The following is a 26884-nucleotide window of genomic DNA, read 5'->3' on the forward strand; positions in this document are numbered from 1 at the left end:
CTTCTCGCCCTACCGGATGGTGTACGTGTTGCATTGATCCAGCCCTTCTGTTCCCATCGCCTCAAGGTGTGGAGACACACCCCAAAATAATCCGCCGCTTCTCTCGGTTTTACATACCTAGCCATACCAAGCAGCCATACTGAACATACTGTACATTATTTTCAGTATAGTCCAGCATATCATTGACTAGAGTCATGCTCTCGATGAGCCTCCTGGCCCGCTCCTTGGACTATGCTCAAAGCAACAGCGACCTGCTACTTCAAGCTTTCCTCCAACACCTGCAACTGGTGGCGGTGCCGCTGGGGATCGCGTTGCTGGTGGGTCTGCCGCTGGGTTTTGGCAGCTCCCGCTCGCAGGTGGTTTCTCTGGTGGTGATCAATGCTTTTAGCAGCTTGCGGGTGATCCCCAGCTTGGCGATTTTGTTTTTGGCCATTCCCTACTTTGGCCTTGGCTTCCGCTCGGCGGCCATTGCCCTGACGATCTTGGCCTTGCCCCCCATTTTAATCAGCACCGACGTGGCCTTCCGCAGCCTGGATCCGGCCCTACGCGAAGCCGCCTTGGGCATGGGCATGACCCCTGCCCAGGTGCTGCGCTATGTGGAGATCCCTTTGGCGTTGCCGGTAATCTTGGCCGGCGTTAAAACCGCTACTATCGAGGTGGTTGCCAGCGCCACGTTGGCGGCCTTTATCGGGGCGGGCGGGCTGGGCAGCTTTATCACGCTGGGGTTTGCCCTCTACGACACCGCCATCCTGCTGGTGGGGGCGATCCCGGTGGCGCTGTTGGCCATGGGTGCCGAAGTTGTCCTCGGCGCTGTGCAGCGAGCGCTAGAACCTCCTCAAGCCTAGGGATCCCATGCTATTTTCCTCGATTGCTTCCCGGATGCGCTTGCCCTCCCTGGCTTCTCGGTCGATCCCTTTGCAGGTGGCGCTGCTGTTGCCGCTGCTGTTGGCGGTGGCCGGGGGGGCGGGCGGGGTGAGCTACCTCTCCTGGCGAGCCGGGCGGCAGATGGCGCTGCAGTTGGCCGAGCACCTGAAGCGTGAGGTTAACCACCGAGCCGAGGAGAACCTACACCGGTATCTGCAGGCCCCCCTGCAGGTCAATGCCCTCACTGAGGGAGCGGTGCGCTGGGGGCTGTTGCCCAATCTGGCCGCTCCTCAGCCTCCCGATCTGGAAGTCTTGGAAGCGTATTTTGCCCGCCAGTTGCAGCAGTTTCCCGAGCTGAGCTATGTCGGCTTTGTCTCTGAGCAGGGGGGGTTTATCACGGCCCGCCGCCACGCCGATGGCTCGATCTGGACTTACCACACGCCGGGCCTGAAGCCGGGATCCGTCCAAGGCCGCCAACGGGATCCGGAAAGCGGGGATCCCACCGGCTTGACGCGGCAATTGGGCTTTGTGGATCTGCGGCGGCTGTCTTGGTTTCCCGCAGTCCTGCAACAGGAAGGGGCCCGCCGTACCTGGGTGGTGAGCAACTTTTTTGTCGAGTCTCCCCATCAAAGGCCGGAGCGGCTGGTCCTGACGGCGCTGCCCTTGGCGGATGGGGAGGGCGGGGTTTACGGCAGCCTGGTGGCTGCTCTCTCGGCTCAGCAACTGCAGGCTTTTCTGGAAGATCTGCAGGTCAGCTTGGGGTATCCGGGGGTGAGCTGGTTGCTGGATGAAGAGGGCCAGGTGGTGGCCGGCACGGAGGAGCTCTCCCCCCACCCGCTGCTGCTGGCTGTGCAAGCGCAGGTGGGATCCTGGGAGACGGCGGCCTCGCAAGATCTGCTGCGCCTTAGGGTGGACAGGATCCGTTATCTGGCACAGGTGACGGCCATTCAGGATGAAGGGGGGCTGAGTTTCTATTTCGTACAGGGGATCCCGGAGGAGATCCTTCTCGCCCCTGTCTATCGCAGCACTCAGCAGGCGGCCCTCTTGGGCGGGGGGCTGCTGCTGGGCTTTCTGGGAGCTGGGATCCTCCTCAGTGAAGCCCTCTCTCGCCCGCTGCGCCGCCTGACCCAAATAGCGGAGCAATTTGTGCAAACTGGGATCCCGGCCTGGCCCCCTGTGGATCCCGGCCCCATCTGGGAGGTGCAGACCCTGGCCAAGGCTTGGCAACAGGCGGCGGCCAGCCAACAGGCGCTGTTGGATCGCCTCTGGCAACAGCAGCAGCAGTACCGCGCTGTGGTGGAGCAGCAGACGGAGCTGATCTGTCGCTCTTTGCCCGATAGCCGCATTACCTATGTCAACCCTGCCTACCTGCGCTTTTTTGGTTGTTCGGCAGAAGAAACAATAGGCAGGCGCTGGGTGGACTCTCTGCCGCCGCAAGAACGGGAGGCGGTGCTGCAGTCTCTTGCGGCTCTTACGCCTGAACGTCCTTTCTACCGCAGCGAGCGGGAGTACCCCGGCGAAAGTGGCCAGTCCCGCTGGGTGAGCTGGGTGGATCAGGGCATTTTCGACAGCCAAGGCCAATTGGTGGAGATCCTGGCGGTGGGGCGGGAGATCACCGAGCAAAAGCGGGCCCAACAGCAGCTAGAAGCCCTCAACCGCGAGCTGGAAGCGCAAGTGGCGCTGCGCACCGCTAAGCTGCAGCAGGCTTTGTGCTTTGAGGCGGTGCTGCGCTCCCTCAGCGGCCAGATGGTGGCCAGCCTCAACGAGGGGGAGATCCTGGAAGAGGTGGTCAAGAGCCTGGCCGAAGCCCTCCACCTAAGCGGCTGCCACATTCTCTTGACCGGCGCCGGGGGGTCAGGCTGGATCCCGGCTTGCTCGTTTCCGGAGGAGGCGGATCCCGTCTATCTCAACGACCCTGAGCTGGTGCACCTGCTGCACTCCCATACTTTTCTCGAGCAGCCCTGGGAAGTCCACTGCTGTTGTCAAAAGGAAAAAGGCGGGCACTGGGTGCAGCTTTTGGCCTGCTCCCTTTGGGACAAGCAAGAGCGGCTGGGGGTGTTGCTGGTGGAGCGACAGCAGGAGTTTTCGGAAGCCGAAAGGCAACTGGCCTACCAGGTGGCCAACTTGTGTGCTCTGGCCCTGCGGCAGGCCCGTCTGTATGAGGCGGCCCAGGCCCAGGTGAAGGAATTGGAGCGGCTCAACCTGCTCAAGGACGATTTTTTGAGCACCGTCTCCCACGAGCTGCGCACCCCCATGGCCAATGTGCGCATGGCCCTGCAAATGTTGCAAATAGCCCACAATAACTCCGAGAAACAGCAGCACTATTTCGCCATTGCCCTCAAGGAGTGTAACCGACAAATTGAGCTGATCAACGACCTGCTGGACATGCAGCGGCTGGCAGCCGAGAAGTATCTGCTCCAGCCGGAAGAGATCTTCCTGCCGCGCTATTTGCGGGATCTGGTGGCGGCAGCTCAGCCCCTGGCACAGAGCAAACAGCAAAACCTGCAACTGCACCTGGAAGAGGGGATCCCACCCCTTGAGGCGGATCCCACGGCTCTGGGCCGCATTTTGCGCGAGCTGCTGCACAATGCCATCAAGTACACCGCCCCCGAGGGATCCATCCACCTGCGGGTGGCCCAGGAAGGAGAAGGGATCCTCTTCGTCTGTAGCAACAGCAGCGAGATCCCAGAGGCGGAGCTGCCCCGCATCTTTGAAAAGTTCTATCGGATCCCGAAGGCGGATCGCTGGGAGCACGGCGGCACCGGCCTGGGGCTGTCCCTGGTCAAGCAACTGGTGGAGCACATGGGGGGCCGGATCTCCGTCAGCAGCCTGGAAGGATGGACCCATTTCCGCGTTTGGCTCCCCCAAAGCCCAGATCCCGCTCCGGCGGCGGCAAAAGACCTCTCTAGAGCCGGCAGCGCCTAGGAACGGCCAGGGGCCGGCTCAGGGGAAGCGCGCAAAAAGGATCCCCGCAGCTGACCGCAAGCAGCGTTGCCATCTAGGCCACGGGTCTGGCGCACGCTGGCCTGGACGTGGTGTTCCTCTAGCAGGCGGACGAACTCCGCCACCCGCGCTGGGTGAGGGCGCTGATAGTTGGCCTCGGCAATGGGGTTGTATGGGATTAGGTTGACGTGCAGGCGGGCCCCCGACTGGCTGGCCTGGCGCAGCAGGTGGGCCAGTTGGCGGGCATGGATGGGCAGGTCGTTGACCCCGGCCAGCAGCGTATACTCAAAGCTAATCCGCCGCCCGCTGCAGAGCATGTAGTCGCGGCAATCTTGAATAAGGGCGTCCAGGGGGTAGTGGGCTGCGGAAGGGATCAGCTGTTGCCGCAGCTCCTGGTTGGGGGCATGCAGGCTGACGGCCAAGGTAATCTGCAGCTTTTGCTGGGCCAGCCAGGGGATCTGCCGGGGCACGCCCACTGTCGAGAGGGTGATGTGCCGCTGGCCGATGCCAATATCCTGATTGAGGCTGCGAATGGCCTGCACCACGGTGTCGCGGTTGAGCAGGGGCTCGCCCATGCCCATGAAGACCACATGGCTGACGCGGCGGCCAAAGTCCTCCTGCACCGTTAACACCTGATCCAGAATTTCGTGCAGCTTGAGGTTGCGCCGGTAGCCCATCTTGCCGGTGGCGCAGAAGTTGCAGGCCATGGGGCAGCCCACCTGGGAGGAAACGCAGACGGTCAGCCGCCTGGCGGTCGGGATCCCCACCGTCTCGATCAACTCCCCATCCGCCAACTGCAGCAAAAACTTGACCGTGCCATCGCGGGATTCTATCCGCTGCACCACCTGGGAGCGCCCCACGGGATACTCTTGCAGCGCCTCGCGCCAGGCCTTGGGAAAGACCGTCACCTCCTGCAGGGAGCGGATCCCTTTGTGGTAGAGCCAGGTGTGCAGTTGTTGGCCGCGGTAGGCCGGCTGCCCTTGCTCAACCGCCCAGTCTTTCAAGGCAGCTAGGGATTGCCCAAGCAGGGGAAGGGGTGGGGCAGACATAGCGCCGTTCGCAAATCCATTGAAAGGCAAATCGGATCCCAAGCGGAGGGGATCGAGCTTCTCTACTCTAGCCTGTCGGCCAAACTGGATCCCTAGAGCTGGTTTTGGCAAGCGGGCCTGCCGTCCCGGATAATAGGCTTGCACGCTTACGCTTCTGGGGGTGCGGGGGTGGATAAGCCCCGCCCTGTACCCCCCTATATCCGACTGGGGGGCAGTCAGGGTCGGGATACAGCCACCCCCGCAAAAAATATCGTAAAATCAGATTGGCTGTACAAAACGGCGTTGCCGGAATCTGGTACAGCCCTGCGATAGGGCATTCCGTGGCTGCTTGCAGAGGGTTCTTGCAATAGCTCCCCGTTCGCGCTAGCGGAACGGAGTCCTTCGAAGCGAGAAGCCTGCTCTCTACCCGTTCGCGTCAGCGGCGCAGAGCGCTTTAGGGTGAGAGACGGGAGTATGTCACTTGCGCTATGTCGGTTTCGCCGCAACTGGCCCAACTGGCCACCTGGATGGCCGGACATTTCAACAATCTGCACCAGGCTATAGCCGAGCCGGTCTGGTTCGCCAACATTCACGTCTACCAATGCCCTCTGCCGTGGTCGGTGTTTCAGGGGATAGGGTTTTACGTGGAGCAACTGTACGATATCTACCCCGACCAGCCCTACCGGCAGCGGGTCATCCACCTTTTCGAGACGCCAGACGGGATCCGCATTCAAAACTACGCCCTGGGATCCCCGGAGGCCTACAAATGTGCTGGCCGAGATCTGGGAAAACTGGCCAGCCTGGCGGCGGCAGAGCTGGAGCTTTTGCCCGGCTGCGCGGTTCAGGTGGAATGGACGGGATCCTGCTACCGGGGCCGCAGCGTACCCGGCAAGGGCTGTATCGTCGAGCGCAAGGGCAGAACCACCTACCTCTATAGCGAGTTTGAAATCGGGGCCGACTACTTCCACAGCCTGGATCAGGGGCGCGATCCCGAAACAGATCAGGTGGTCTGGGGATCCCTTTCCGGGCCCTTTCGGTTTGTTAAAAAACAGGATTTTTCCTGCTACTTGCCCCGCTGGAGCTAGCTCCCCATCCAAACCCAGAAGGCCAGGATCCCATCCAGAGCAAGAGCAACAGGGCAAACCCCCAGCAGCCTGTCCATCCAAGGCTGGACATAGGGCCGCTGACCAGGTAGTACACAAAAGGATAGCTTGGTAGCCCCGCACTTGAGTGCGGGGCGGAAAAGCCCGCTAGCCACTTTAGTCGCTTACCCATGATGGGGGTCGTTGATATAGTTTCATAGCTCAAACAACCTCTTCCTGACTTCTCCCACCAAGACCTCTTTCTTTCTCTTTGGCCAAAAAATAAGATAAACAACCGCTAGCCCCACACCATGGTTGTAGTGATTGTACCGTTGACTTTCCTCTCGCACTATCGCTTATTTAGGTTGGAACAAAGAACAAAAACAAGAATGCGGTTTTAACCAAAACTTTGTTTTCGTCCCAACAGGTCGGTTCAAGGAGCGTATCGTGCAATTATGTCAGCATTATGGCATGGAGTTTATTGAGGTAGAGGAGGCGTACAGCTCGCAGGCAAGCTTCCTAGATGGAGATGAGCTACCTAGTTATGGTGAAAAACCCGACGGGTGGAGACCCTCTGGGCTGAGGCAAATGCTGCCGCCAACCTGCTTAAGAAAGTCAGCAGAACCTTGGGGCTTTGCGTTAAGGAACTGTCTAGAGGCGCTTTGACAACGCCGTTGCGGGTTCTTTTGTGGACTGCGTAAGAATCCCCCGCCTTTAGACGGTGGGAGTGTCAACAGGCCCCCCTGGCTGGTGGAGCGAGGTCAAGGCGCTCGACATCGGCCCAGCGGATCTGCCGGCGCAGCCCACCCAGACGGGGTAGGTGGATTGCATGCCCACCTCGTCCACCCGAACCTGCTGGCTTAGGGATCCCAGCAGCGCCGCCATTCAGTCCAGATCCTGGAAAACTGGCCCTGGAGCTAAGCTAGTAGAGCCTCCAGAGAACCTGAGAAAAGGGTTTGTTGGCCGCTTGTCGATTGAGTCTTGAGTGATTGATATGTAATGAATGTATGAAAGCTCAGCTTCCGGTTACAATTTTGACGGGCTTTTTGGGCAGTGGTAAAACCACGCTGCTCAAGCGCATCTTGCAGGAGGAACACGGGCTGCGCATCGGGGTTATCCTCAACGAGTTTGGCGAGATCTCCATCGATGGCGAACTGGTCAACATGCCCCAAGGAGGGCTGATGCAGCTCAGCAACGGCTGTCTCTGCTGCACGGTGCGGGAGGATCTCGAACGGGCGGCTCGCGAGCTGCTTCAGCATGCCCAGGCGTTGGACTACCTGGTGGTGGAGACCAGCGGCGTGGCGGATCCCAGGCAGGTGGCCGAGCTGTTTGTACAGAGAACCTTCCACGAGGAGCTGCGCCTGGATGGGATGGTGACCCTGGTGGATGGGGCCGAGTACTGGCGCAACTTCCAGCGGTCCCAAACTACCGCCCACCAGATCAGCAGCGCCGACATCTTGCTCCTGAACAAGGTAGATTTGATCACCCCAGCCGAACAAGAGAAGATCCTGTTAGATCTGCGTCGCTACAACCCCGACGCTCCCTGTCTGCCCACCACCCACGCCCAGGTGCCCCTGGCCCGCATTTTGGATGTGCACGCCTTTCGCCCAGAGCTGTGGGATCCCAAGCTCTCCGCTGCCGAGGCTGAAGGTCACGCTCACCCCAGTCACCATCTGGAAGAAGACGGGATCCAATCTCTGAGCTTTCAACTGCAGCAACCGCTGGATCTGGCGGCCTTCCGCGATTGGCTGCAGGATCTGCCGGAGACGATTTTTCGCGCCAAGGGGGTGCTGTGGGTTGCGGACGAGCCGCAGCGGGTTATCTTTCATCAGGTGGGCCGACGACAGACCCTCTTCTTGGAGCGGGAGTGGGATCCCGATGAGCCGCGTTGGTCAAAAATTGTCTTCATCGGCAAGGAACTAGAGCGGGAAGCGCTGGCCGCCGGCCTCAACCGGCTGTGTCGGGCAACCGCCGCCTGCCCATGAGTCCAAGTTTTGGGATGGGATAACCGCGATGGCCCGCAGCAAACTTTCAGAACAAGAACAACAGCAAATTGTTAGCACCTACCGCGGCTCGGCAGCCACTGCCGCCGAATTGGCCGAGCAATTTCGGGTAAGCGTTACCACCATCACCCGTGTCCTCAAGGAAAACATCGCTGCCGACGAGTACCAGCGGCTGATCCAGCTCAAACGCTCAGCAGCTCGCCGCAAAGACACGGGCGAGGAACCCACCCTTCCCCTGGACGGCATGGAGGGGCAACAGGTCTTGCCCCCACAGGGGGCTGCCGACGCCTCCGATCTCAGCGATGTCAGCGAAGGGGAGCGGATCCCTGAGGACAGGACGGCCACGGTGGCAGAACTGGCCCCCGAAGAATTGCCGGCCCAGCTCGTAGCCGAGCTTCAAGAAGACCTAGAAGACGACGAGGACAACGACCTGGAAGACGAAGAAGACGATGACGACGAAGAAGAGGATGCCGACGATTTTTTAGACGACGCGGCAGCGGTGCCCTCAGAAGATCCCTTGGCGGATCCCGTCCATCACATCCAAGTACTCCCCCTAGAGAAGCTCGACCTGCCTGAGACCTGTTATGTTGTGGTGGATCGCTACCAAGAGCTGACCACCCGCCCCCTCAAGGAATTTCTGGGGCTGGGATCCCTGCCCGTAGAGGGGATCGAAAACGCCAATACGCTGCCCATTTTCGACAACCACAAGGTGGCTCGGCGCTTTTCCGAGATGAGCCGTCGTGGCAGCAACACCTATCCGCCCTACCGGGTCATCCAATTTCCCGGATACATTCTGGAGATTGTACGCCCACAATTGCAGAAGAAAGGCATTACCCATCTGCTAATCGATGGACAAATTTACAGCCTGTGAGGTGTAGCCGCCGAATTCAACTACAGCTTGCTCTTTCGTCAGGAGATCCAGCGCACCGACGGAAACTCCACTGACAAAGGTTTTAGCTTATGGGACGATATAGGTTCTGGCCAAGCAGGCTGTAACTGCCCAGTTGTCTAAATTAAAAGTCTTAACCAGAACACTCAACCATGGATCCTCAAAAGATCAACGGATAGACTTATGTCGGAGTTTCAACTGGTTTCTTCCTATCAGCCCACGGGGGATCAACCCAAGGCGATTGCCGGCTTGGTGAAGTCGATTTTAGAGGGCCATCGCTTTCAAACCCTGCTGGGGGCAACCGGAACCGGCAAAACGTTTACCATTGCCCATACTATCCAGCAAGTCGGCAGGCCCACCTTGGTGATGGCTCCCAACAAAACCTTGGCCGCCCAACTGTGTAACGAGCTGCGAGAGCTTTTTCCCTACAATGCCGTCGAATATTTCATCAGCTATTACGACTATTATCAACCGGAAGCCTATGTGCCCAGCACCGATACTTACATCGCCAAGTCTTCTTCCATCAACGATGAGATCGACATGTTGCGGCACTCCGCTACCCGCTCTCTATTTGAACGGCGAGATGTCATCGTGGTGGCCTCGGTAAGCTGCATCTACGGCTTGGGCATGCCGGAGGAATACCTGAAGGCTTCCATCCCCTTCCAAGTCGGCCAGGAGATCAACCAGCGGGAGGTCTTGCGGGATCTGGCCGGCATTCAGTACGAGCGCAACGACCTGGAGCTGGCGCGGGGGCGATTTCGCGTCAAGGGCGATGTGCTGGAAATTGTGCCGGCGTATGAAGATCGGGTGATCCGCATTGAATTTTTTGGCGATGAGATCGAGGCCATTCGCCTGATTGATCCGGTTACAGGTGAGATTTTGACCAGCCTCAGCGCCCTCAGAGTCTACCCGGCTCGCCACTTTGTAACGCCAGAAGCCCAGTTGCAGCAGGCGATCCTCAACATTGAGCAGGAGCTGGAGGAGCAACTGGCTTTCTTTCGCAAACAAGGCAAGCTACTGGAAGCCCAACGGCTAGAACAGCGCACCCGCTACGACCTGGAAATGCTGCGGGAGGTGGGCTATTGCAACGGCATCGAAAACTACTCTCGGCACCTGACGGGGCGCAAGGAAGGGGAGCCGCCTGCTTGTTTAGTGGATTATTTCAAGGCCAACGATTGGCTCTTGGTGGTGGACGAATCCCACGTCACCGTGCCGCAAATCCGCGGCATGTACAATGGGGATCGCGCCCGCAAGCAGGTGCTGGTGGATCACGGGTTTCGCCTGCCCAGCGCCCTCGACAACCGCCCTCTCAAAGCCGAGGAGTTCTGGGCCAAAGTCCACCAATGCGTCTTTGTTTCCGCCACGCCCGGCAACTGGGAACTGGAGCAAAGCGGAGCCCAATTTGAAACGGTGGTGGAAAACGGCAAAACCCTGAAGTTCTATGTGCCGGGCACCGGTCGGGTTATAGAACAGGTCATTCGGCCCACCGGGGTGGTGGATCCGGAAGTGCATGTCCGCCCCACAGCCGGGCAGGTGGAGGATTTGTTGGGAGAGATCTACCTGCGATTGGAACGTTCGCAGCAGGGCCTCCCGGAACGGGTCATTGTGACCACCCTCACCAAACGCATGGCCGAAGATCTCACAGAATACTTGCAAGAACGCGGGATCCGGGTTCGCTATTTGCATTCCGAGATCAGCTCAATTGAGCGGATCGAAATTTTACAAGATTTTCGCGAAGGAGCTTTTGACGTACTGGTAGGGGTCAATTTGTTGCGGGAAGGGTTGGATTTGCCGGAAGTCTCCTTGGTGGCCATTTTGGACGCGGATAAAGAGGGATTTTTGCGGGCGGAGCGATCCCTGATTCAGATGATCGGGCGAGCAGCGCGCAATGTCCGTGGCACGGTGGTGATGTACGCCGACACCCTGACCGGCAGCATGGCCCGGGCCATCGCCGAAACCCAGCGCCGCCGGGAGATTCAATTGCAATACAACCGCCAACACAACATCACTCCTAAGCCCATTATTAAGAAAAACAGCAACGCCATTCTGTCTTTTTTGGCCATCTCCCGCAAACTCAACAGCCAAGACCTGGAAAAAGCCTTTCCAGTTGCAGACGAAATCCCTCTTTCGGAGATTCCAGAGCTGATCGGCCAACTGGAACTGAAGATGAAAGCAGCGGCCAAAAACCTGGAATTTGAAGAAGCTGCGCAACTGCGAGACCAAATTAAAAAGCTGCGCCAACGCCTTTTGGGCCACCATCAGAGCACTTAAGGTCCTCGCTTGGATCGGCCAAAATCGGGATTTGCTTATGCCACCATAGGCTTACAGCAGCATCCTAGGGATCCCCGAGACAATGGGCGTTCGGGTCCAACGAGCCATTCGAGACTCTGTCCTGCTGAAGGGAGCGGCCCTGGCGGTGGGGCTGATAGCCGGGATTGGCCTCTGGCTCCTGCCCGCTCCGGTCTCCAAGGCTGCTGGGATCCCGGTGGCCCAAGCCCTCGAGTTGCGGGATCCCGGCTTTTCCCACCCCACTCCTGCCGAAGCGCCAACTCTTGAGGGATCCCCTTCCCCGACCTCTAGCCCACTGCGGATCCCCTTGACCGGCCAAGAGGGCACAGAAGTCTTGGTGGGGAACATTCCGGTGTTTCGCCTGCAGACGGCAGAATACCCCAGCGATGTGCGGGCCGACAACGTGCGGGCAATCATTGAGCGCTTCTTGGAAGAAGGCCAGTTGCCAGAGCCGGAGGTACGGGTGGCCCAGGATGCCAACGGCCAGTACGTCCTCCGCCTGGGAGAAAGAGGTCGCTTTGAGGCCACCCAGCGGTATCTGTTTACCGTCACCTATGCCGACGCCGCCGCCGAGCGCAGGGTGCCGCTGGGCCAGGTGAGCCTCAACGACGTGCGTCTGGTGGCCAACACTTGGGCGCGGCGGCTGGAGCAAGCCATTGCCGACTACCGGCAGGATCGGCTGGATCTGCAGCGGGCGCAGGATCCGCGCGTGCTGATGCTCACCATCCTGGCCGGGCTGGCCACCGTGGCAGTGGGGTTCTTTCTCTGGCGGCTGTTCGACCGCAGTCTCGTCCGCCTGCAAAGTTGGTTGGAGCTCAAGGCCGACCCGGCCTGGGGGAGCTGGATCGACATCGCAGGGGTGCTGCTGCGAGGCCTGGGGGCAATTCTCATTGCCGGCATCTCTCTGGATCGCGGCATCAGCTTTATACCTGCCCTGCGGCCTTTTCAGCGCGCTTTTTACCTGGGCTTGGGGCGCGTGGTGGCCACGGCGCTGGGCGTCCTCACCCAACCGCTGCCCAATTCCAGCGTCTCCATCGCCAGCTTGCTGGTCTTTTTTGTGCTGGCCGCTTTGGTCTTCACCGTTGCCCACTACGTCAGCGTTGGCTTTAAGCAGCGGTTTCTGAGCCGGCTGGGACTGGATCTGGGCACCCAGGAGTCTACAACGGCCATCTTCAAGTACATCCTCACCCTGTTCGGGATCCTCTTGGTCTTGCCCTTCAGTGGCCTCAATTTGGGATCCCTGGCGGTGATTGCCGGGGCGGTGGGTTTGGGGATCGGTTTTGGTCTGCAAAACCTCTCCAACAACTACATCAGCTACATCGCCATCCTGCTGGAGCGCCCCATCCAAGTCGGGGATCTGGTGGAAGTGGACAACCTGCTCGGCACCGTGGAGCGCATTGGCCCGCGGGCCACCGTCCTGCGCACTTTGGATCGCATCTTTGTAATCGTGCCCAACTCCCGCTTCACCGAGTCGAAGGTGGTGAACTGGAGCTACCGGGATCCCCGCTGTCGCATCCACATTCCCGTGGGCGTGGCCTACGGCTCCGATACCACCTTGGTCACCGAAGCCCTGCTCAGCGCCGCCAAGGAAAATCCGCGGGTACTGAGCAGCCCCGCCCCGCAGGTGTGGCTCAAGTCTTTTGGCCCCTCTTCCCTCAACTTTGAGCTGCTGGTGTGGATCAACCGGCCCCAGGATCAATTTGTCTTGATCAGCGAGCTGAACTTTGCCATCGAAGCAGAGTTTCGCCGGCGTGGGATCCGCATCCCCTTCCCCCAGCAAGATATTCACATTCGCAGCCTCGAAGGATTTGCTCCCCCCAGTCAAAACGGCGGATCCCGTTCCCTGCCCGATGCCGCTTCCATTCAGTCCGCCCTCAGCGAAGCGGCAAAATCGTTGGAAGACCAAAATGGCGTTTCCTGAGCGACACCATGCTGCAACGGTTAGATGAGGCACTGGGTAGCTTTGGCAGCCATCCGTGTTGGGCTGAACTGAAGCAAATGCAGCTCCTAAGACAGCTCTGGCCGGAAGTGGTGGGAGAGGCGGTAGCAGCGCAAACCTATCCCCTCAACCTGCGCCGCCAGGTGCTACAGGTGGCCACCTCTACCCCGTCCTGGGCGCAAAACTTAACTCTGCAGCGCCAGCTCATTCTCAGGAAACTCAACAGCCGCCTGCACCCTCCTCTCAGCGACATTCGCTTCAGCCCCGGCGCTTGGCACGAGGGATCCAGCCCGTCCGCTCCCCACCCTGATGCGGAGTTGGTAGGCAAGTTTTACCCCATCTCATCTGCAACCCCAGCCCAAAAGCAGCCTGCAACCGCTCGCCGCTCCGGCTCACGGCCGTCTCCCGCCGATGCTAAAGCCGCTTTCGAACGTTGGGCCCGACTGGTGAAACAGAGACAAACTCAGCAAAACCTGTTCCCTTGCCCTGCCTGTGGCTGCCCCGCCCCTGCCGCCGAACTGGAGCGTTGGTTGGTCTGCGGGTTTTGCCATCGCCAGTCCTTGCGCGTGCGCAGCTAACTCAGGGAACTCAAATTAGGGCTGTTTCCAGGGGCAACGAAACAACTCGTTAGGTCGATCCCCAGCTCCCTTCTCCCAGAGGGAGAGGGGCCGGGGGTGAGGGGAACTCCCCCTGAGGTTGTGGATGGTGGCGGCAGCGGCCTGGATTCTCGATGAAGGCAACTGCAAACCCTCAATCGTTCATGGCGTGGTAGGTGGCCACCGCCGACGGCGATACGCGGTTCAAGTAGCGGAAGATCCAGTACTTAAAGAGTGTATCGAGGAAAACCGGAAAAGTGGCAATAAAGCCGTAGATAAAATTGCGGTTTTCTGGCAGACCCAGGTGGGCAGCTAAGCTGCTCAGCAGCACCTCCCAGCCATGGGGAGAGTGGTAGCCGACGAACACATCTGTGAAGAGAATAATAATGAAAGCCTTGGCACTGTCGCTGAGGCCATAGATCAGGCGATCCAAAAAAGACTTGAGAACTTCAATTTCCTCGCGCCCGATGAAGATCAGCCAGCCAAACACCAGCAGCGATAGCACGTCGGCAAGGACGTTCTTGAGGCCTTCCAAATTCTTACGGCTGTATTTTTGCAGCAACTCCTCTGCCTTCTTGGACAGTTGGTCTTCGGATTCCAGGTCGAGCTCTGGAGATTGGTGGTGTAAAGCCCGCTCAAACTCTATTTTTTCCTTGAAAAACTCAAACTCGGAGAGAGCCTTTTCTTGAAATTCGTAGCTCAGAGCCAGGATGGTGGGCTCCCGCGGCTGAAAGCGATCCACCAACGGCCCGAACAGGAAGTGTTTCGAGAAAATCTGGACAAGCAGCGGCAAAATGGCCAGCAGCAACAAAAACCGAACTGCCACCAGTGTGCGCGTGCGTTGGCCGCGATACTCCTGGAGCAGCTCTTCTTCTGCCTGCGAACTCAGCTCACGGCGGATCTGGTTGGCCGTACGCAGGATGGAGCGAGGCAGGAGGGCCGTTTTAGAGGCAACCGGGGCATTGCTGTTGTCGAGGTTTGTCTTAGCAAGATTGGTCTTGATGGAGGGATCGGAGGGCTCCGGCTGGCTTGAGGTCAGTGGCTCTGGTTGCTCTTGAGACTTGGGCGGAGGGGAGGTGGACCTGGGTTGAGCAGCGGGGCGCTTGTAGCGCGAGGTCACCTGATCGATAAACTCCAGCTTTTCCAAAATCGAGGGATCCCGACTTTGCCGGCCATTTTCAGCGTCTTTACCGTCGTTTTCAGAAGGGCCGACGGGGGCCTCTTTGGCCTGATCTTTGTCGGAAGAGAAGGGAGGGCCGCTGCCATTTTGCTCGGGATCCGGCAGGCGAGAAAAAACGCTACTGGCCCTGAACTCCGCTAAACTAAGATCAATTTGACGCAATTCCTGGCGCAATTGGATCTGAAAGTAGCGGCTGGTGTTTTGGCCGTGGTTTCCGTTGCTGCCGATGGATCCCCCCTGAAAGTAGCGGTCTTCGATGGCTTTGATGCGCAGGGCAGCTTCATAGGCTCGATCGAGGGAGCGTAGGGGAGTACTTGAGATCCATTGGCCGAGCCTGCTCAACACGGATTCCCCCATTGCTTTTTCCTGTGGCGGTTTTTCTCAGGGCTGATCCATGCATTTTTCAATGGCTAACTATTGTAACAACTTCTGGGAGGCTGGGCAGGGATCCGGATGGGGAAGCGGCCCGTCTGGATCAAAACCGTGTTGAAGGGGTTAGGGCTCAGGATCCCTTGAAGCGGCTGAGGGCAAAAGCGCAGATCTGCAGCAGCCGCAGCCCGTCCCGCACATGTTGGATGTTGGAGCGCCCATAGGTTCTGGGGAAGTAGCGCACCGGGATGTCCAGGATCTTGAGGGTGCGCTTGGCCGCCCCCAACAACAGGTCGAAATCCCCAAACGGGTCAAAATCCCCCCATTCTTGCCGCAGCTTGGCAATCTGCCAATAGTCCTCCCGCCACAGGGCCTTGGTGCCGCAGAGGGAATCTTTGATGCGGATGCCGAGAATGTGGGAGAGGAGAGCGGCAAAAAAACGATTGGCCCACTGGTTGAGGCGCGGCATCGCTTCTGGTTTCAGGGGATAGACGAGGCGGCAGCCGTTGGCAAAGTCGCACCGCCCGGAGGCCACCGCGCGGAAAAACTTGGGGAGCTCTTCCGCCTGGACAGTCAAGTCGGCGTCGAGAATGATCAGCACATCGCCGCTGGCCGCGGCAAACCCCTTGCGCACCGCATCTCCCTTGCCTTTGCCCTCTTGCCGGAGAGCCTGGATGGTGCGGATCCCCTGGTATTCGTCCTGAACCCGCTGGATCTCAGCCCAGGTGTCGTCGCTGGAATGCCCCTCTACAAAAATGATCTCGGTGCGGGATCCCATCTCTGGCAACTGCTGCACACAGCGGCGGATGTTGCCCGCCTCGTTGCGGGCTGGGATCACCACTGTGCAAGAAGGTTGCTCCTCAAGGGGGGGATCCCAGGCGGGATCGGGCTGGGGGCGGGCGATCGTGTATTCCGTTAGACAAAGGGCGTTGATCCCGGGCAAGGGGGCAATGAAGCGGTTAATCAGCGTCGAAAGCAGTGGGATCCGCCGCGGCAACAACAGCCGCTTGCCCTGCTGAATGACCTCGTACCCTGCTAGGTGCAGCAAATTGGCCACATCGCCTGCCGAGAGCCAGTTGGCTGCCGGCAGGGGCATGCGCTGCTTGAGGACGGTCGCCAGGCTTAGCAGCGGCTCCCAGAGGGGGTTGTGGTACGAGAGGATCAGGCGAGTGCGCGGGGTACAAAAACGGCGCAGCCGCTCAAGAACCTGCTGAACGTCTGCCAGGTAGCCCAAGGTGTTGACGAGCAAAATAACGTCAAAAGGCTCCGCTAAGATGGGATCCTGCTTGTCCAGCGTGTGGGCATCCTGCACCCGAAAGTGAAGATGGGGAAACTGCCTCTGCGCCTGGGCAACAATCTCTGCGTCCCAGTCAATCCCCACCCCAAAACTGGGCTGCAAAGCGTTGAGCAGGGATCCGGTGCCGGAGCCGATTTCCAGAATGCGCAGGCCTGGGGGAACGAAGAAGCGGTGCAGCCGCTCCAGATCCTCGTGGTAGTAGCGGTTTTTTTGCCGCCAGTAGTGCAGGGGGTGGGTCAACGCTCCCGGGATGTCGCCAGATCAGCTTTAGATCATAAAGGGCGGTGGGCAATCCGCAGACAAGCCCTGGCGAGCAGGAGACTCAGCGACGACGCACCCTATCTCTTTGGCTGACGAAGACGATGGCGCCGAAGAGAAGCCCCAGCACCACTGCGCCGTACAGCAAGCTCCAGAGAAAGTTAGCCAGTGAGGGAGTCATAAAAGAGTTTCCTCCTCCTGCGAATAGCAACTACCCAGCTATTCTCTGACTATACCGATCTTTGTCACCCCTCCCCGCCCGATCGTCCCCTCCAATGACAGGCACTTGGCCGATTATTTCGTTTGGTATTCCAGGGGCACCTCCTCTAGGGTTTGGCTGGTGCCGGCAAAGGGGTTGTCTGGGGTTAAGAAGAGCATACAGTGACATTCTTTGCGCTCGCGCATTGGCACGCAGGGGCAGTTCCAATAGCCGGCTTTCACTTCCGCCTCTTTGTCTTCGTAAAAGCGGCAGGGACAGAGCGGAGCGCCCAACTGCTCTTTGTGGAGAGCCAAGCCTTCGATCACTGCCGTCGTAATCGTAGGATCAGAGCAGAAAAAAGTGTCGGTACGTTTGGCGTAGGTTTCTGCGAAATGCCGCATCACCTCGAAGGTCTTCTGGGAGGCCTTGTTGTAACCACGACTTTCCATGACGATTCCTAAAGGTGGCACTAGTGAATAGCAATGGAGCTTACAGCTTTTCCCAGCAACGCTGACCAACGCTCATAAAAATCAGATGCTTCTCCTGTATGACAGGGATCCTACCTCTCCACAAGATTCTCACAGAGTCGGAAAAAGCTGTATCTCGCTCTTCGTTGTACTGCAGACTTTTGGACAATACAAATATCAGCCGCCTTGCTGTTACAGAAGGCAACATTCGGGTTCTTCAGCCAGAGCCGGCCTCAACGCACTCTACAGAATAGAACAAAACAGCAAGAATGGCGTCGGCTGGGATCCCCTTCCTCAAGGCACCACCAGCACCGGGCAAGGGGAGAGGTCGATGACGCGGTGGCTGACGGAGTTGTTCTGTCCCTCGGCAGACAAGCTGATGCCGCGGGATCCCATCACGATCAGGCTGATCTCCAGCTCGTCCGCCACGTCGCAGATGACAAAAGGAACCTTCCCCTCGCGATACTCGCTCTTGACATTTTGGATGCCAATCTGCTGGAGGCCAGCCTCAGCCTGTTTGAGCAAGTTGTGGATACTTTGGCGGGCTTGCTCGGCTTGCTCTGGGCTCAGGTCCGTGCTGTCTAGGACGGAGAGCAGATAGACCTGGCTCTTGTAGCGCTGCGCTATGTCCGCCACCAAGGGCAGGGCGTGGCTAGTTTCGCGCGAGTTGTCGATGGGAAAGAGCAGTTTGTCGAACATAGTCGCGGATCCCACACTTAAGCCCGCCCCTTCCCTATCCACGTCGGGGGCTGGCCCTATTCTACCAATCAATTTTACCGGAAGCTCAATGGCCTCCTTCCACCCCTGCCCGTTTTTCTATTGTCAGGGGCTCGACCTGGGCTGCAAACGGAGCCCCTCTCCTGTTGGGATGAGCGGCCATGCCCATCATCCCGCAAAACTCCAGCCGCCTTAGGCCATGCTGGGCTGAAATTTACGCAATTCCTGCCAAAAATCCATGATTTTCAGATTGACCAAACTTGGAAAAGAATAATGAAAAAACTGTCGTCCCCCAGGGCAAAACCACATTTGATCCCCTGGCTTTAAGTGGTTTCCCCACTTCTCGAGCGAAGCGGGATCCACAATGGGGTCATCCTCGCTGGCGCAAACCAACATCGGCACCGACACTTTCTGGGTTGGAATCGCTACCACCTGAAATAGGGAGTGAGGTATGGGGGAAGTGTCTAAATCTTTAGCCAGGGCATAGGAGAGTGAGCGCGCTCGCCACTGTTCTGAAGCTGGCAGAAGGCTCTGGGCTATACGCACCAGGAGCTGTTCTCGGCTACAGCAAAACATTTTTCGCTGCATGGGCCACATGCGCCCCCAGCAGCCAAAAAGATCAGTCAAACGGGCGTTGCCCGCCCCCTAGGGGATCTACTTTTGCAAGTTAGATCCCCCTTCTTGCCCTCAATGTTGTCGCTGTCATCCCCGCTCCTTTTGCGTTGCTAAACAAGCTTTTTTAGGAAAAGGCCAGAGACTTTGCCCCAGAGCTGCCTCTGGCCGCACGGACACATCCTTTCGAGCCATACAACCAATTATTGATAGTAAATCTCAACTTTAAGCTGTAGTCTACTCTAAGCTTCTTGAGAAAAGATATCAATATACTTAGGGTTAAGTTTTGTTAAAAGCTGGATTGACTTGGCAGGCTGCGGCTCTCGTAGGCGGTAGTTGTTCCTAAAGGGCCGGGTTTAAGCAAGGGATCCCGTGGCAGCTAGTGATAAAAAATCTCTTTTTTCTTGAGATTAGTTTCAATCAAGCCAGAGTTGGCCCAGCCAAGGGGTAAGGAGCCCAGAGGAGATGTCGAGACATCTGAAGCTGTGGACGGAGATAGGGCTTTATGTTCTCAGCTACTCCCTGCCTGTTCCTAGCTCAGACCGAAAGCAACTGTGCCGCCTGTGCCCATTAAAGTTTTCCGGAAGCCAAAGGGATCCGGGGGCAAAAATCCACTAGTCTATTGGCAATCTGGCTTCGGCCAGAACTGTCTAGCCAATTGCTGAGGTGCAACTGTGGAAACGGCCATCGAGTGGATTACCGCCCATGAGATCCTCGACTCCCGGGGGCAGCCGACCTTAGAAGCTTTGGTGGGCCTAGCCAATGGGGCAACCGGCTTGGCCCAGGTGCCCAGTGGCGCTTCGACCGGCACTTTTGAGGCTCACGAGCTGCGGGATGGGGATCCCAGGCGCTACAGCGGCAAGGGCGTGTTGAGGGCGGTGGAAAACATTCTTGGCCCCATCCAGTCGGAGCTGCGAGGGGAAGATGCCCTCAACCAAGCCCGCATCGACCAGTTGATGATCGATCTGGATGGCACCCCCAACAAGTCGCAACTGGGAGCCAACGCCATCTTGGCGGTCTCTTTGGCCACGGCTAAGGCGGCTGCCAATGCGGTGGGCCTGCCTTTGTACAGGTACCTGGGCGGACCCTTTGCCAACCTGCTGCCAGTGCCGCTCATGAATGTGCTTAACGGCGGCGCCCACGCCGACAACAACCTCGATACTCAAGAATTTATGATCGTGCCCATCGGAGCACCCAGCTTTCGCGAGGCGCTGCGCTACGGAGCCGAGGTGTTTGCAGCCCTAAAACAAGTGCTGCGGCAGAGGGGACTGTCCACGGGGGTGGGGGATGAAGGCGGATTTGCCCCCAACCTCGACTCCAACGCCGCAGCTTTGGATCTATTGATGACGGCTATTGAACAGGCGGGCTACAGGCCAGGGGAGGATATCGCCTTGGCCTTGGACGTGGCGGCCAACGAGCTGCTGCAGGATGGGCAGTACCACTTCGAGGGCAAAGCCCGCAGCGCCGAGCAGATGGTGAACTACTACGAGCAACTGCTGGCCAACTATCCCATCCTCTCCCTGGAAGACGGGCTGGCGGAAGAAGATTGGGCCGGCTGGCAGGCCATGACCGCCCGCTTGGGATCCCGGGTGCAACTGGTGGGGGACGACCTGTTTGTAACCAACCCGGCCCGGCTGCAGAAAGGCATCGACAGCGGCGCTGCCAACGCCATTTTGATCAAGCTCAACCAGATCGGCACCCTGACAGAGACGGTCTCGACCATTCAACTGGCCGTTCAGGCGGGCTTTCGCACCCTCATCAGCCACCGCTCCGGTGAGACAGAAGACACCACCATCGCCGACCTGGCGGTGGCCACCCGCGCCGGCCAGATCAAAACCGGATCCCTCTGCCGCAGCGAGCGCATCGCCAAGTACAACCAACTGCTGCGCATCGAAGACGAGCTGGGGGAAGCGGCCGTCTATGCCGGTCGGGTGGGCCTGGGGCCTAGGGGGTTGCCGGCGCGGAGTCGCTAGCCCGCTTGGATCCCCAGCACCTGCACCAAGAAGGCCCAGCGGTCGGCGGTCTCTTCGATGAGCTTGGCAGTGGGCTTGCCGGCCCCGTGGCCGGCTTTGGTGTCGATGCGAATGAGGATGGGCTGGGATCCCCCCTGGGCCGCCTGCAGGGCGGCGGCAAACTTGAAGCTGTGGGCGGGCACCACCCGGTCGTCGTGATCTGCCGTGGTGATCAGGGTGGCGGGGTAGGCGGTGCCGGGCTTGAGGTTGTGCAGGGGGGAGTAGGCGTAGAGGGCCTTGAATTCCTCCGGGTCTTCCGGGGATCCGTACTCGGAGATCCAGGCCCAGCCGATGGTGAACTTATGAAAGCGCAGCATGTCGAACACCCCCACGGCGGGGAGGGCTGCTGCAAAGAGATCCGGCCTTTGGGTCAGGCAGGCCCCCACCAAGAGGCCGCCGTTGCTGCCGCCGGCGATGGCCAACTTGGAGGGGTTGGTGTAGCCGTTGGCCATGAGCCACTCAGCCGCGGCAATGAAGTCGTCGAAGACCTTTTGCTTGTTGAGCTTGGTGCCCGCTTGGTGCCAGGCTTCCCCGTATTCGCCGCCGCCGCGCAAACTGGGCTGGGCGTAAACCCCTCCCCTCTCCAGCCAGGCCACCAGGCCCACCGAAAAGCTGGGGGTCAGAGAGATGCCAAAGCCGCCGTAGCCGTACAGCAGGGTGGGGTGATCCCCTGTCCGCGCTAGGCCGCGGCGGTGGACAAGGAACATGGGGATGCGGGTGCCGTCTTGGCTGGCGTAGAACACCTGCTGCACCTCATAGGCCTGGGGATCGAAATCCACCTGGGGCTGACGGAAGAGGGTGCTGCGGCCGCTGGTGAAGTCGTAGCGGTAGATGGTGGGGGGAGTGGTAAAGCTGGTGAAGGTGTAGAAGGTCTCGGTGTCGTGGCGCTTGCCGCCAAAGCCGCTGGCGGATCCCAGCCCCGGCAGGGGGATTTCCCCCAGGTAGGTGCCGTCTAAAGCAAAGGTCCGGATCTGGGTGTGGGCGTCTTTGAGGTAGAAGGCAACGAACTGGTTGTGGATTAGGCTAACTCCCTGCAGGGTCTCCTCGGCTTCGGGGATCACCTCTTGCAACTGACCTGGGTTGTCGAGATCAATGGCCACCAGTCGCCGCCGGGGAGCCTGGAGGTCCGTCAACAGCCAAAAGCGGGAGCCGTCGTTGCCGACAAAGGCGTACTCGGCCTGGAACTCGCGGATAAGCTCCACCACCGGCGAGCTGGGATCCCGCAGGTCTTTGTAGAAGAGGAGGTTTTTGGGATCCGTGCCCCGCCAGACGGAGATGATTAGGTAGTCTCCATCTTCGGTAACCCCGCCGGCAAAGCCCCACTCTTTTTGGTCAGGGCGGTGGTAGACCAAGAGATCTTCCGACTGGGGGGTGCCCAGGCGGTGGTAGTAGAGTTTTTGGAAGTAGTTGGCGCTTTCGTACTCGCTGCCAGGGGCCGGCTCGTCGTAGCGGCTGTAGAAAAATCCCTGCCCGTCCAGCGTCCAGCTGGCCCCGGAGAATTTAATCCAGCGCAGGTGATCCGGCAGGTCTTCTCCCGTTTCGATATCCCGCACCTTCCACTCCTGCCAGTCGGAGCCGGAGCGGGAGAGACCATAGGCCAGGTAGCGCCCGTCGCGGCTGATGGCAATCCCTGAGAGGGCCACCGTGCCGTCTTCCGAGAGGGTGTTGGGATCTAGCAAAACCCGCGCCTCTCCCTCCAGGCTTTCTTGGGTATAGAGAACGCTCTGGTTTTGCAGGCCGTCGTTTTTGAAGTAGAAGTAGCGGTTGCCCTCTTTGAAGGGCTGGCTGTATTTTTCGTAGTTCCACAGTTGCCTCAGGCGCTCCAGAAGCCGCTGCCGGGCCGGGATCCGCTGCAAGTAGTCAAAAGTTAGGCGGTTTTGCGCCTCGATCCAAGCTCGCGTCTGCTCAGAATCCAGATCCTCCAGCCAGCGATAGGGATCCGGCACCGCTTGCCCATGGTAGAAGTCGACAACAGTGGGATCCGGATGGCTGGGCGGGTAGTTGAGCATAGAGACGGAGCAACAAAAGACCAATTCCACTATGGCAGAAGCCTGAGACCTCAGCGTGGGATTTGACACTCCCACCCAAATGGACTCGCGAAGGCGCTGTCAAGACGCCCCTAGACAGTCCTTTGAGGCATAACCTCAAAGTTCTGCTTACTTCGGACTTAAGTTCCTCTAGGTTAGTTATTGCCGCGCGGGTTTTGCACCGCAGTAGGTTGTTTTCCTGGAGAAGCTCTGTACTAACTATAACAAAGAAGCAACTAAAGTGGCTCAAGGGCTTTTCCGCCCCGCACTCAAGTACGGGGCTACCAAGCTATCCTTTTGTGTCAAAGTTGGGGCAGATGAGGTAGGTGAAGCGTAAAGGTTGTCCAGCCGGCGGCGCTGCTCACCTCGATGGATCCGCGCAACTGATCCACCATCTGTTTCACCAAGGCCAAGCCCAGACCCGTGCCCCCTTCCTTCCAAGGATCGTTGCTGGGAATGCGGTAAAAGCGCTCAAAGATGCGGGTCAACTCCTCGGCGGGGATCGGCTGGCTATTGCTGACCTCGACGATGCTGCGGCGGTTTTCGGTTTCTACCCGTAGGCGGATGGATCCCTGGGCCGGGGTGTATTTCACAGCATTGTGCAGCAGCTCCCGCAGGATACGTTGCAACAGCAAGGGATCTGTCGTGAGGGAGCTCTCCAGGGGAACGCTGGCTTGGAAAGTTTGCCCCTTGGCGCGGGCCCGCTCTTCGGTAACGGTCAGCAGATCCCCCAGCAGATCTCGCCAGGTGAGGGCTTGCACCTCCAGCGCATAGGCCCCCGCCTGCAGCCGCTGCAGATCCAGCAGGTCGTTGATGAGCTCGATCTCCCGCTGGCACTCCCGCTCGGCAATGAGGAAGTATTGCGCTCGTTTCTCCTCTGAGCGAGCTATCTGCAGCATTTTCAGGGCCATTTTCAGGCTGGCCAGGGGAGTGCGCAGCTCGTGGCTGACGGTGCTGATGAAGTCGTCTTTGAGACGGTTGAGGCGCTCCAGGGCTTGCACCTGCTCTTGGGCAGCCTGGAACAGGCGCGCCTGCCGCAGCCCAATGGCACATTGGTTGGCCACCTGCTGGATAAGTCGGATCTCCTGGTCGTCGAAAGGACGCGCCGCCGAGCGAAAGATCCACAGATCCCCCAGCACTTGGCCTTTATCTAGCAAGGGACAAGCCATTACTACCTGGCGGTTTTCCGAGGCTCGCCCTAAGAAGCAAAATAGACAAGGCTGCCCTGCAGTTAATTGTCGATACACGGTTTCGTAAGGCCCTCCCTGCAAAGGGATGGAGAGGTTCAGATAAGAATCGGAGCGGGGGCAATACTCGTAGCGGATGGTGGCAAGGGTGAAATCGGCGTTGTAAAGGCTGATGTCGCAGCCATCGGCATCTAGACTTTCTCCCAGCTCGCGCACGGCGGCGCTGAGGATCTCAGCTTCGTCGAGAGAATCGCGCACGCGGTTGATAATGCTTCTTAGGAGAGCCTCAAATTGCAAAGCCCGCTCTAGCTGCGCAGTGCGCTGCCGCACTTTTTCTTCTAGCGTTTGCTTTAGAGCTTTTATCTGCTCGTACAACTGAGCCTGTTGCAACGCGACAGCCAACTGGTCGGTCAGTTTCTGCAAAAGCTCAATTTCCCACTCCTGCCACGGGCGGCTGGATTGGCAGTGCTGCGCCACCAAGAGGCCCCAGAGATCCTCCCTCCGCCGAATCGGGATCACCAAGTTGGCCTGAGCCTGAAAGGATTCCAAGAGTTGCCGATGGCAGGGATCCAAACTGGCTGTCGCCACATTGTCGATGGCCTGCACAAAGCCCTGTTGGTACTTGCGATAGCAGGGATCCTGGCGAAAGCAAGCATCCCACACGGAGCGGCCCAAGTGGCTGGGCCAGGGATCCAGCACCGCCTCGGCAGCTACCCATCCCCCTATGCCGTCCTGTAACTGGTAGATCATCACCCGATCCACCTGGAGAAACTCTCGCACTTCCGCCGCCGTGGTCTGCAAGAGGGGCTGCAAGTCCAAGTTCTCGCGGATGCGGCGCAGCAGGGATCCCAGGAGTCTCTCTCGCTCTGCCTCTTGCAGCAGCAGATCCTGGGCTTGTTTGAGGGGGGTGATATCTACCACAATGCCGCAAACGGCATAGGGATCCCCTCGCCGATCCCGCAGGGCAAACTTGGTGATCCACTTTTCCAGTTCTTGCCCATCACGGCAAACAGTGTGCTCATAGCTGATGGGATGAGCAGATTGGATTGCCCTTTGATCCTCCTCGCGAAACTTCAGAGCTTCCTCTGGCGAGAAGAGTTCCGCATCGACTTTGCCGAGAACTTCTTCTGGAAGTTTACCTTTTTTCTGCAGGTAAGCCCGATTGACCTGTAAGTAGCGGCCCTGCAGGTCTTTAACAAAGATGGGAAAAGAGATCCCATCGAGGATAGCTTTGAGACGGGCTTCGCTTTCTTGCAGGGCCAGCTCCGCCTCTTTTTGCTGGGTGATATCTTCGGTAATGCCGGCAATGCGGATCACTTCTTGCTGTTCATTGAAAATAGGCCGGCAGGAAGTCCGCAACCAGCGCACCCGGCCATCTCGATGAATGATGCGATAGGTAATCGGCTTCTCTCCTTGGATGACCTGAGGTACGGCTTGCAAAATCCTCGGCAGATCTTCCGGATGAATCTTTTCTCGCCACAGATCGGGCTTTTGGTAAAACTCCTCCGGCTTGTATCCCCAGATCTGCTCGCACTGAGGGCTTTTATAAAACAATTGACTGAGATCTGGAGAATAGAGAAAGAAGGAAACCGGCACAGCCTCGGCCATTTCGCGAAAGCGGGCTTCGCTTTCCCGCAGCGCCTGTTCTGCCTCTTTTTGCTGGGTAATGTCGCGGGTGCTGCAGACAATTCCCCCTAGCGCAGGATCCTGCAAAAGATTGGTGCAGCGGCTCTCCAACCACACCCAATGGCCATCGGCATGCTGCATCCGATAGACAAAGCTGAGCGTCTCGCCAGGCCGAGCCTTCAGTTGTTCAAGGGCGTCGGCAACGATCTGGCGATCTTCCGGGTGAACCCAATCCAGAGGTATAGGTTCTCCCTCCTCAGGACAACGACCCAAGACTTTCTCGGTAACCGGGCGATTGAGAGTATGAACCAAGCCTTGGGCATCGATCCAACACAAAATGTCGTGGCTGTTGTCGAGGAAGGCGCGAAAGCGCTCCTGTTGTTCTCGCAGTTGTTGTTCCAGCCGCTTTTGCTCGGTAATATCCAAGACAATGCCGAGCCATCCCAAACCTTTGGACTCATCCTGCAGCTTGACAGCCAGGCGATAGGTGTAGCGCTCTTGGCCTTGGATGATTTCCTTGCTCTCCAATCGGGAAAACCCTTGCCGCTCCAGGTCAAACAAGGCTTGCCCAGTGTACTCCAGCCAGTGGGGATGTTGCTGCGCTGCCTCTTGCAGAGAAGTGCCCAGCAGATCGCCATACCAGGCGCAGTCGGTGGCATTTTGCAAAATCAGCACTCCCTGGGGATCCCTGGCCCCTATGGCTGCCGGCAGGGCGTCCAGAAGAGCCCTCAGTTGGGCTTCCCGCAGGCGCAGATTTTCTTCCAGTTGCTTCTTCTCGGTAATGTCTCGGCCCACCCCGCGAATAAACTGCAAGCGGCCCCGCCGGTCGAAAAGGCCCTGGTTGATCCACTCAAACCACCGCACCTTTCCTTCCGCATCGAACAAGGGGTGAGCCCAAGCAAAGGTAGGCTGCTGAGGAGTAAGCTGGGATATCTTCTGCCGCACCTGCTCTTGCTCCTCTGGCGGCAAGGCCTCGATCCAGCGCCGGCCCTGCCAATTGCCGAAAACCTTCTGGCAGGCCTCGTTACACTCCACCACCGTTGTATCCGCCCGCGCCAGCATGATGACATCGGGAAAACCAACCTGGGCCTGATGCGGCCGCCGCCTCTGCCAGAAGACAAGCGCCAGGAGCCAGGCTGCCCACAAAAGCAGCCACGGCCAGTTGCCCAAAGCTTCCTCAACAATGGTCTCCCAAGGAATGATCATGACAGCTTAGCATTGCCAAAATTCTGTTAAGATAGGCGAGAGTGCCTATTCAAACCCACACCAATTCTCGGCAGTTTGCCAAGGATTGCCAAGT

At 58.7% G+C, this 26884-nt stretch carries 20 protein-coding genes and 1 pseudogene; 9 read left to right on the plus strand and 12 right to left on the minus strand.

All coding sequences use genetic code 11. The features are described 5' to 3' along the window. A partial coding sequence (locus SYN60AY4M2_RS13910) for a MerR family DNA-binding transcriptional regulator (RefSeq protein WP_143597320.1) occupies positions 1 to 125 on the minus strand: 125 nt, incomplete at its 3' end. 78 nt (positions 126 to 203) lie between these two features. Between SYN60AY4M2_RS13910 and SYN60AY4M2_RS09295 the strand changes: the two genes are divergently transcribed. Continuing rightward, positions 204 to 845 (plus strand): ABC transporter permease, encoded by a 642-nt coding sequence (locus SYN60AY4M2_RS09295; RefSeq protein WP_011431363.1) that lies wholly within the window; start codon positions 204 to 206, stop codon positions 843 to 845. A 7-nt stretch (positions 846 to 852) separates the two neighbouring features. Next, positions 853 to 3789, plus strand: coding sequence for an ATP-binding protein (locus tag SYN60AY4M2_RS09300; RefSeq protein WP_099812763.1), 2937 nt, complete (start codon positions 853 to 855; stop codon positions 3787 to 3789). Here the strand turns inward: SYN60AY4M2_RS09300 and rlmN are convergent. Beyond that, positions 3786 to 4856, minus strand: coding sequence for a 23S rRNA (adenine(2503)-C(2))-methyltransferase RlmN (rlmN, locus tag SYN60AY4M2_RS09305; RefSeq protein ID WP_099813314.1), 1071 nt, complete (start codon positions 4854 to 4856; stop codon positions 3786 to 3788). The genes SYN60AY4M2_RS09300 and rlmN overlap by 4 nt on opposite strands. A gap of 467 nt (positions 4857 to 5323) precedes the next feature. Here rlmN and SYN60AY4M2_RS09310 point away from each other — a divergent pair, with 467 nt between their 5' ends. Beyond that, positions 5324 to 5920 (plus strand): chromophore lyase CpcT/CpeT, encoded by a 597-nt coding sequence (locus SYN60AY4M2_RS09310; protein ID WP_011431360.1) that lies wholly within the window; start codon positions 5324 to 5326, stop codon positions 5918 to 5920. A 215-nt stretch (positions 5921 to 6135) separates the two neighbouring features. Here SYN60AY4M2_RS09310 and SYN60AY4M2_RS09315 read toward each other — a convergent pair. Together SYN60AY4M2_RS09315 and SYN60AY4M2_RS14100 are read right to left on the minus strand one after the other, a co-directional pair. Next, a pseudogene (locus tag SYN60AY4M2_RS09315) lies at positions 6136 to 6267 on the minus strand (IS200/IS605 family transposase); the annotation flags it as partial. A gap of 364 nt (positions 6268 to 6631) precedes the next feature. After that, complete coding sequence (locus tag SYN60AY4M2_RS14100; RefSeq protein WP_011431359.1) at positions 6632 to 6802, minus strand: hypothetical protein; 171 nt, start codon at positions 6800 to 6802, stop codon at positions 6632 to 6634. Positions 6803 to 6924: 122 nt separating this feature from the next. On the opposite strand from SYN60AY4M2_RS14100, the gene SYN60AY4M2_RS09325 reads away from it, so the two are divergent. From SYN60AY4M2_RS09325 to SYN60AY4M2_RS09345, 5 genes are all read left to right on the plus strand, one after another. Further along, positions 6925 to 7902, plus strand: coding sequence for a GTP-binding protein (locus SYN60AY4M2_RS09325; RefSeq protein WP_011431358.1), 978 nt, complete (start codon positions 6925 to 6927; stop codon positions 7900 to 7902). 28 nt (positions 7903 to 7930) lie between these two features. After that, positions 7931 to 8791: a hypothetical protein gene (locus SYN60AY4M2_RS09330; RefSeq protein WP_011431357.1), complete on the plus strand. Its 861-nt coding sequence runs from the start codon at positions 7931 to 7933 to the stop codon at positions 8789 to 8791. A gap of 201 nt (positions 8792 to 8992) precedes the next feature. Then, positions 8993 to 11080 (plus strand): excinuclease ABC subunit UvrB, encoded by a 2088-nt coding sequence (uvrB, locus tag SYN60AY4M2_RS09335; RefSeq protein ID WP_011431356.1) that lies wholly within the window; start codon positions 8993 to 8995, stop codon positions 11078 to 11080. 82 nt (positions 11081 to 11162) lie between these two features. Further along, entirely contained in the window at positions 11163 to 13019 is a 1857-nt protein-coding gene (locus SYN60AY4M2_RS09340) for a mechanosensitive ion channel domain-containing protein (RefSeq protein ID WP_099812764.1), read from the plus strand. 8 nt (positions 13020 to 13027) lie between these two features. Next, on the plus strand, positions 13028 to 13615 hold the full coding sequence (locus tag SYN60AY4M2_RS09345; RefSeq protein ID WP_011431354.1) for a DciA family protein: 588 nt from the start codon (positions 13028 to 13030) through the stop codon (positions 13613 to 13615). 172 nt (positions 13616 to 13787) lie between these two features. Here the strand turns inward: SYN60AY4M2_RS09345 and pxcA are convergent, their stop codons facing one another. From pxcA to SYN60AY4M2_RS09375, 6 genes are all read right to left on the minus strand, one after another. Continuing rightward, positions 13788 to 15158, minus strand: coding sequence for a proton extrusion protein PcxA (pxcA, locus tag SYN60AY4M2_RS09350; protein ID WP_240527802.1), 1371 nt, complete (start codon positions 15156 to 15158; stop codon positions 13788 to 13790). Between the two features lie 157 nt (positions 15159 to 15315). Further along, positions 15316 to 16719, minus strand: coding sequence for a glycosyltransferase (locus SYN60AY4M2_RS09355; RefSeq protein ID WP_099812766.1), 1404 nt, complete (start codon positions 16717 to 16719; stop codon positions 15316 to 15318). Positions 16720 to 16801: 82 nt separating this feature from the next. Then, entirely contained in the window at positions 16802 to 16918 is a 117-nt protein-coding gene (locus SYN60AY4M2_RS09360) for a photosystem II reaction center X protein (protein WP_011431350.1), read from the minus strand. A gap of 113 nt (positions 16919 to 17031) precedes the next feature. After that, entirely contained in the window at positions 17032 to 17385 is a 354-nt protein-coding gene (locus SYN60AY4M2_RS09365; protein WP_099812767.1) for a ferredoxin-thioredoxin reductase catalytic domain-containing protein, read from the minus strand. Between the two features lie 312 nt (positions 17386 to 17697). Further along, the gene (locus tag SYN60AY4M2_RS09370; protein ID WP_099812768.1) at positions 17698 to 18102 is read right to left on the minus strand and encodes a universal stress protein; all 405 of its coding nucleotides are present in this window, start codon (positions 18100 to 18102) and stop codon (positions 17698 to 17700) included. A 210-nt stretch (positions 18103 to 18312) separates the two neighbouring features. Further along, the gene (locus tag SYN60AY4M2_RS09375) at positions 18313 to 18747 is read right to left on the minus strand and encodes an alpha/beta hydrolase (RefSeq protein ID WP_240527803.1); all 435 of its coding nucleotides are present in this window, start codon (positions 18745 to 18747) and stop codon (positions 18313 to 18315) included. 659 nt (positions 18748 to 19406) lie between these two features. On the opposite strand from SYN60AY4M2_RS09375, the gene eno reads away from it, so the two are divergent. After that, a complete protein-coding gene (gene eno, locus SYN60AY4M2_RS09380) occupies positions 19407 to 20705 on the plus strand; it encodes a phosphopyruvate hydratase (RefSeq protein ID WP_099812769.1) in 1299 nt (432 codons plus the stop codon). Here eno and SYN60AY4M2_RS09385 read toward each other — a convergent pair. Both SYN60AY4M2_RS09385 and SYN60AY4M2_RS09390 read right to left on the minus strand, forming a co-directional pair. Next, positions 20702 to 22753, minus strand: coding sequence for a prolyl oligopeptidase family serine peptidase (locus SYN60AY4M2_RS09385; protein WP_099812770.1), 2052 nt, complete (start codon positions 22751 to 22753; stop codon positions 20702 to 20704). The two genes, eno and SYN60AY4M2_RS09385, sit on opposite strands and share 4 nt — an antisense overlap. Before the next feature lie 320 nt (positions 22754 to 23073). Beyond that, positions 23074 to 26790, minus strand: coding sequence for a PAS domain S-box protein (locus SYN60AY4M2_RS09390; RefSeq protein WP_240527804.1), 3717 nt, complete (start codon positions 26788 to 26790; stop codon positions 23074 to 23076). Between the last annotated feature and the right edge of the window lie 94 nt (positions 26791 to 26884).

The organism is Synechococcus sp. 60AY4M2 (assembly GCF_002760375.1).
In the GTDB taxonomy this organism is placed as follows: domain Bacteria; phylum Cyanobacteriota; class Cyanobacteriia; order Thermostichales; family Thermostichaceae; genus Thermostichus.

Excerpts from the sequence above, each read along its gene's own strand:
- SYN60AY4M2_RS09330 (WP_011431357.1), top strand. The coding sequence starts at position 7,931 with ATGGCCCGCAGCAAACTTTCAGAACAAGAACAACAGCAAATTGTTAGC.
- SYN60AY4M2_RS14100 (WP_011431359.1), bottom strand. The coding sequence starts at position 6,802 with ATGGCGGCGCTGCTGGGATCCCTAAGCCAGCAGGTTCGGGTGGACGAG.
- SYN60AY4M2_RS09300 (WP_099812763.1), top strand. The coding sequence starts at position 853 with ATGCTATTTTCCTCGATTGCTTCCCGGATGCGCTTGCCCTCCCTGGCT.
- rlmN (WP_099813314.1), bottom strand. The coding sequence starts at position 4,856 with ATGTCTGCCCCACCCCTTCCCCTGCTTGGGCAATCCCTAGCTGCCTTG.
- SYN60AY4M2_RS09295 (WP_011431363.1), top strand. The coding sequence starts at position 204 with ATGAGCCTCCTGGCCCGCTCCTTGGACTATGCTCAAAGCAACAGCGAC.
- SYN60AY4M2_RS09385 (WP_099812770.1), bottom strand. The coding sequence starts at position 22,753 with ATGCTCAACTACCCGCCCAGCCATCCGGATCCCACTGTTGTCGACTTC.
- uvrB (WP_011431356.1), top strand. The coding sequence starts at position 8,993 with ATGTCGGAGTTTCAACTGGTTTCTTCCTATCAGCCCACGGGGGATCAA.
- SYN60AY4M2_RS09345 (WP_011431354.1), top strand. The coding sequence starts at position 13,028 with ATGCTGCAACGGTTAGATGAGGCACTGGGTAGCTTTGGCAGCCATCCG.
- SYN60AY4M2_RS09365 (WP_099812767.1), bottom strand. The coding sequence starts at position 17,385 with ATGGAAAGTCGTGGTTACAACAAGGCCTCCCAGAAGACCTTCGAGGTG.
- SYN60AY4M2_RS09390 (WP_240527804.1), bottom strand. The coding sequence starts at position 26,790 with ATGATCATTCCTTGGGAGACCATTGTTGAGGAAGCTTTGGGCAACTGG.
- SYN60AY4M2_RS09310 (WP_011431360.1), top strand. The coding sequence starts at position 5,324 with ATGTCGGTTTCGCCGCAACTGGCCCAACTGGCCACCTGGATGGCCGGA.
- SYN60AY4M2_RS09325 (WP_011431358.1), top strand. The coding sequence starts at position 6,925 with ATGAAAGCTCAGCTTCCGGTTACAATTTTGACGGGCTTTTTGGGCAGT.
- SYN60AY4M2_RS09370 (WP_099812768.1), bottom strand. The coding sequence starts at position 18,102 with ATGTTCGACAAACTGCTCTTTCCCATCGACAACTCGCGCGAAACTAGC.
- SYN60AY4M2_RS09340 (WP_099812764.1), top strand. The coding sequence starts at position 11,163 with ATGGGCGTTCGGGTCCAACGAGCCATTCGAGACTCTGTCCTGCTGAAG.
- SYN60AY4M2_RS09360 (WP_011431350.1), bottom strand. The coding sequence starts at position 16,918 with ATGACTCCCTCACTGGCTAACTTTCTCTGGAGCTTGCTGTACGGCGCA.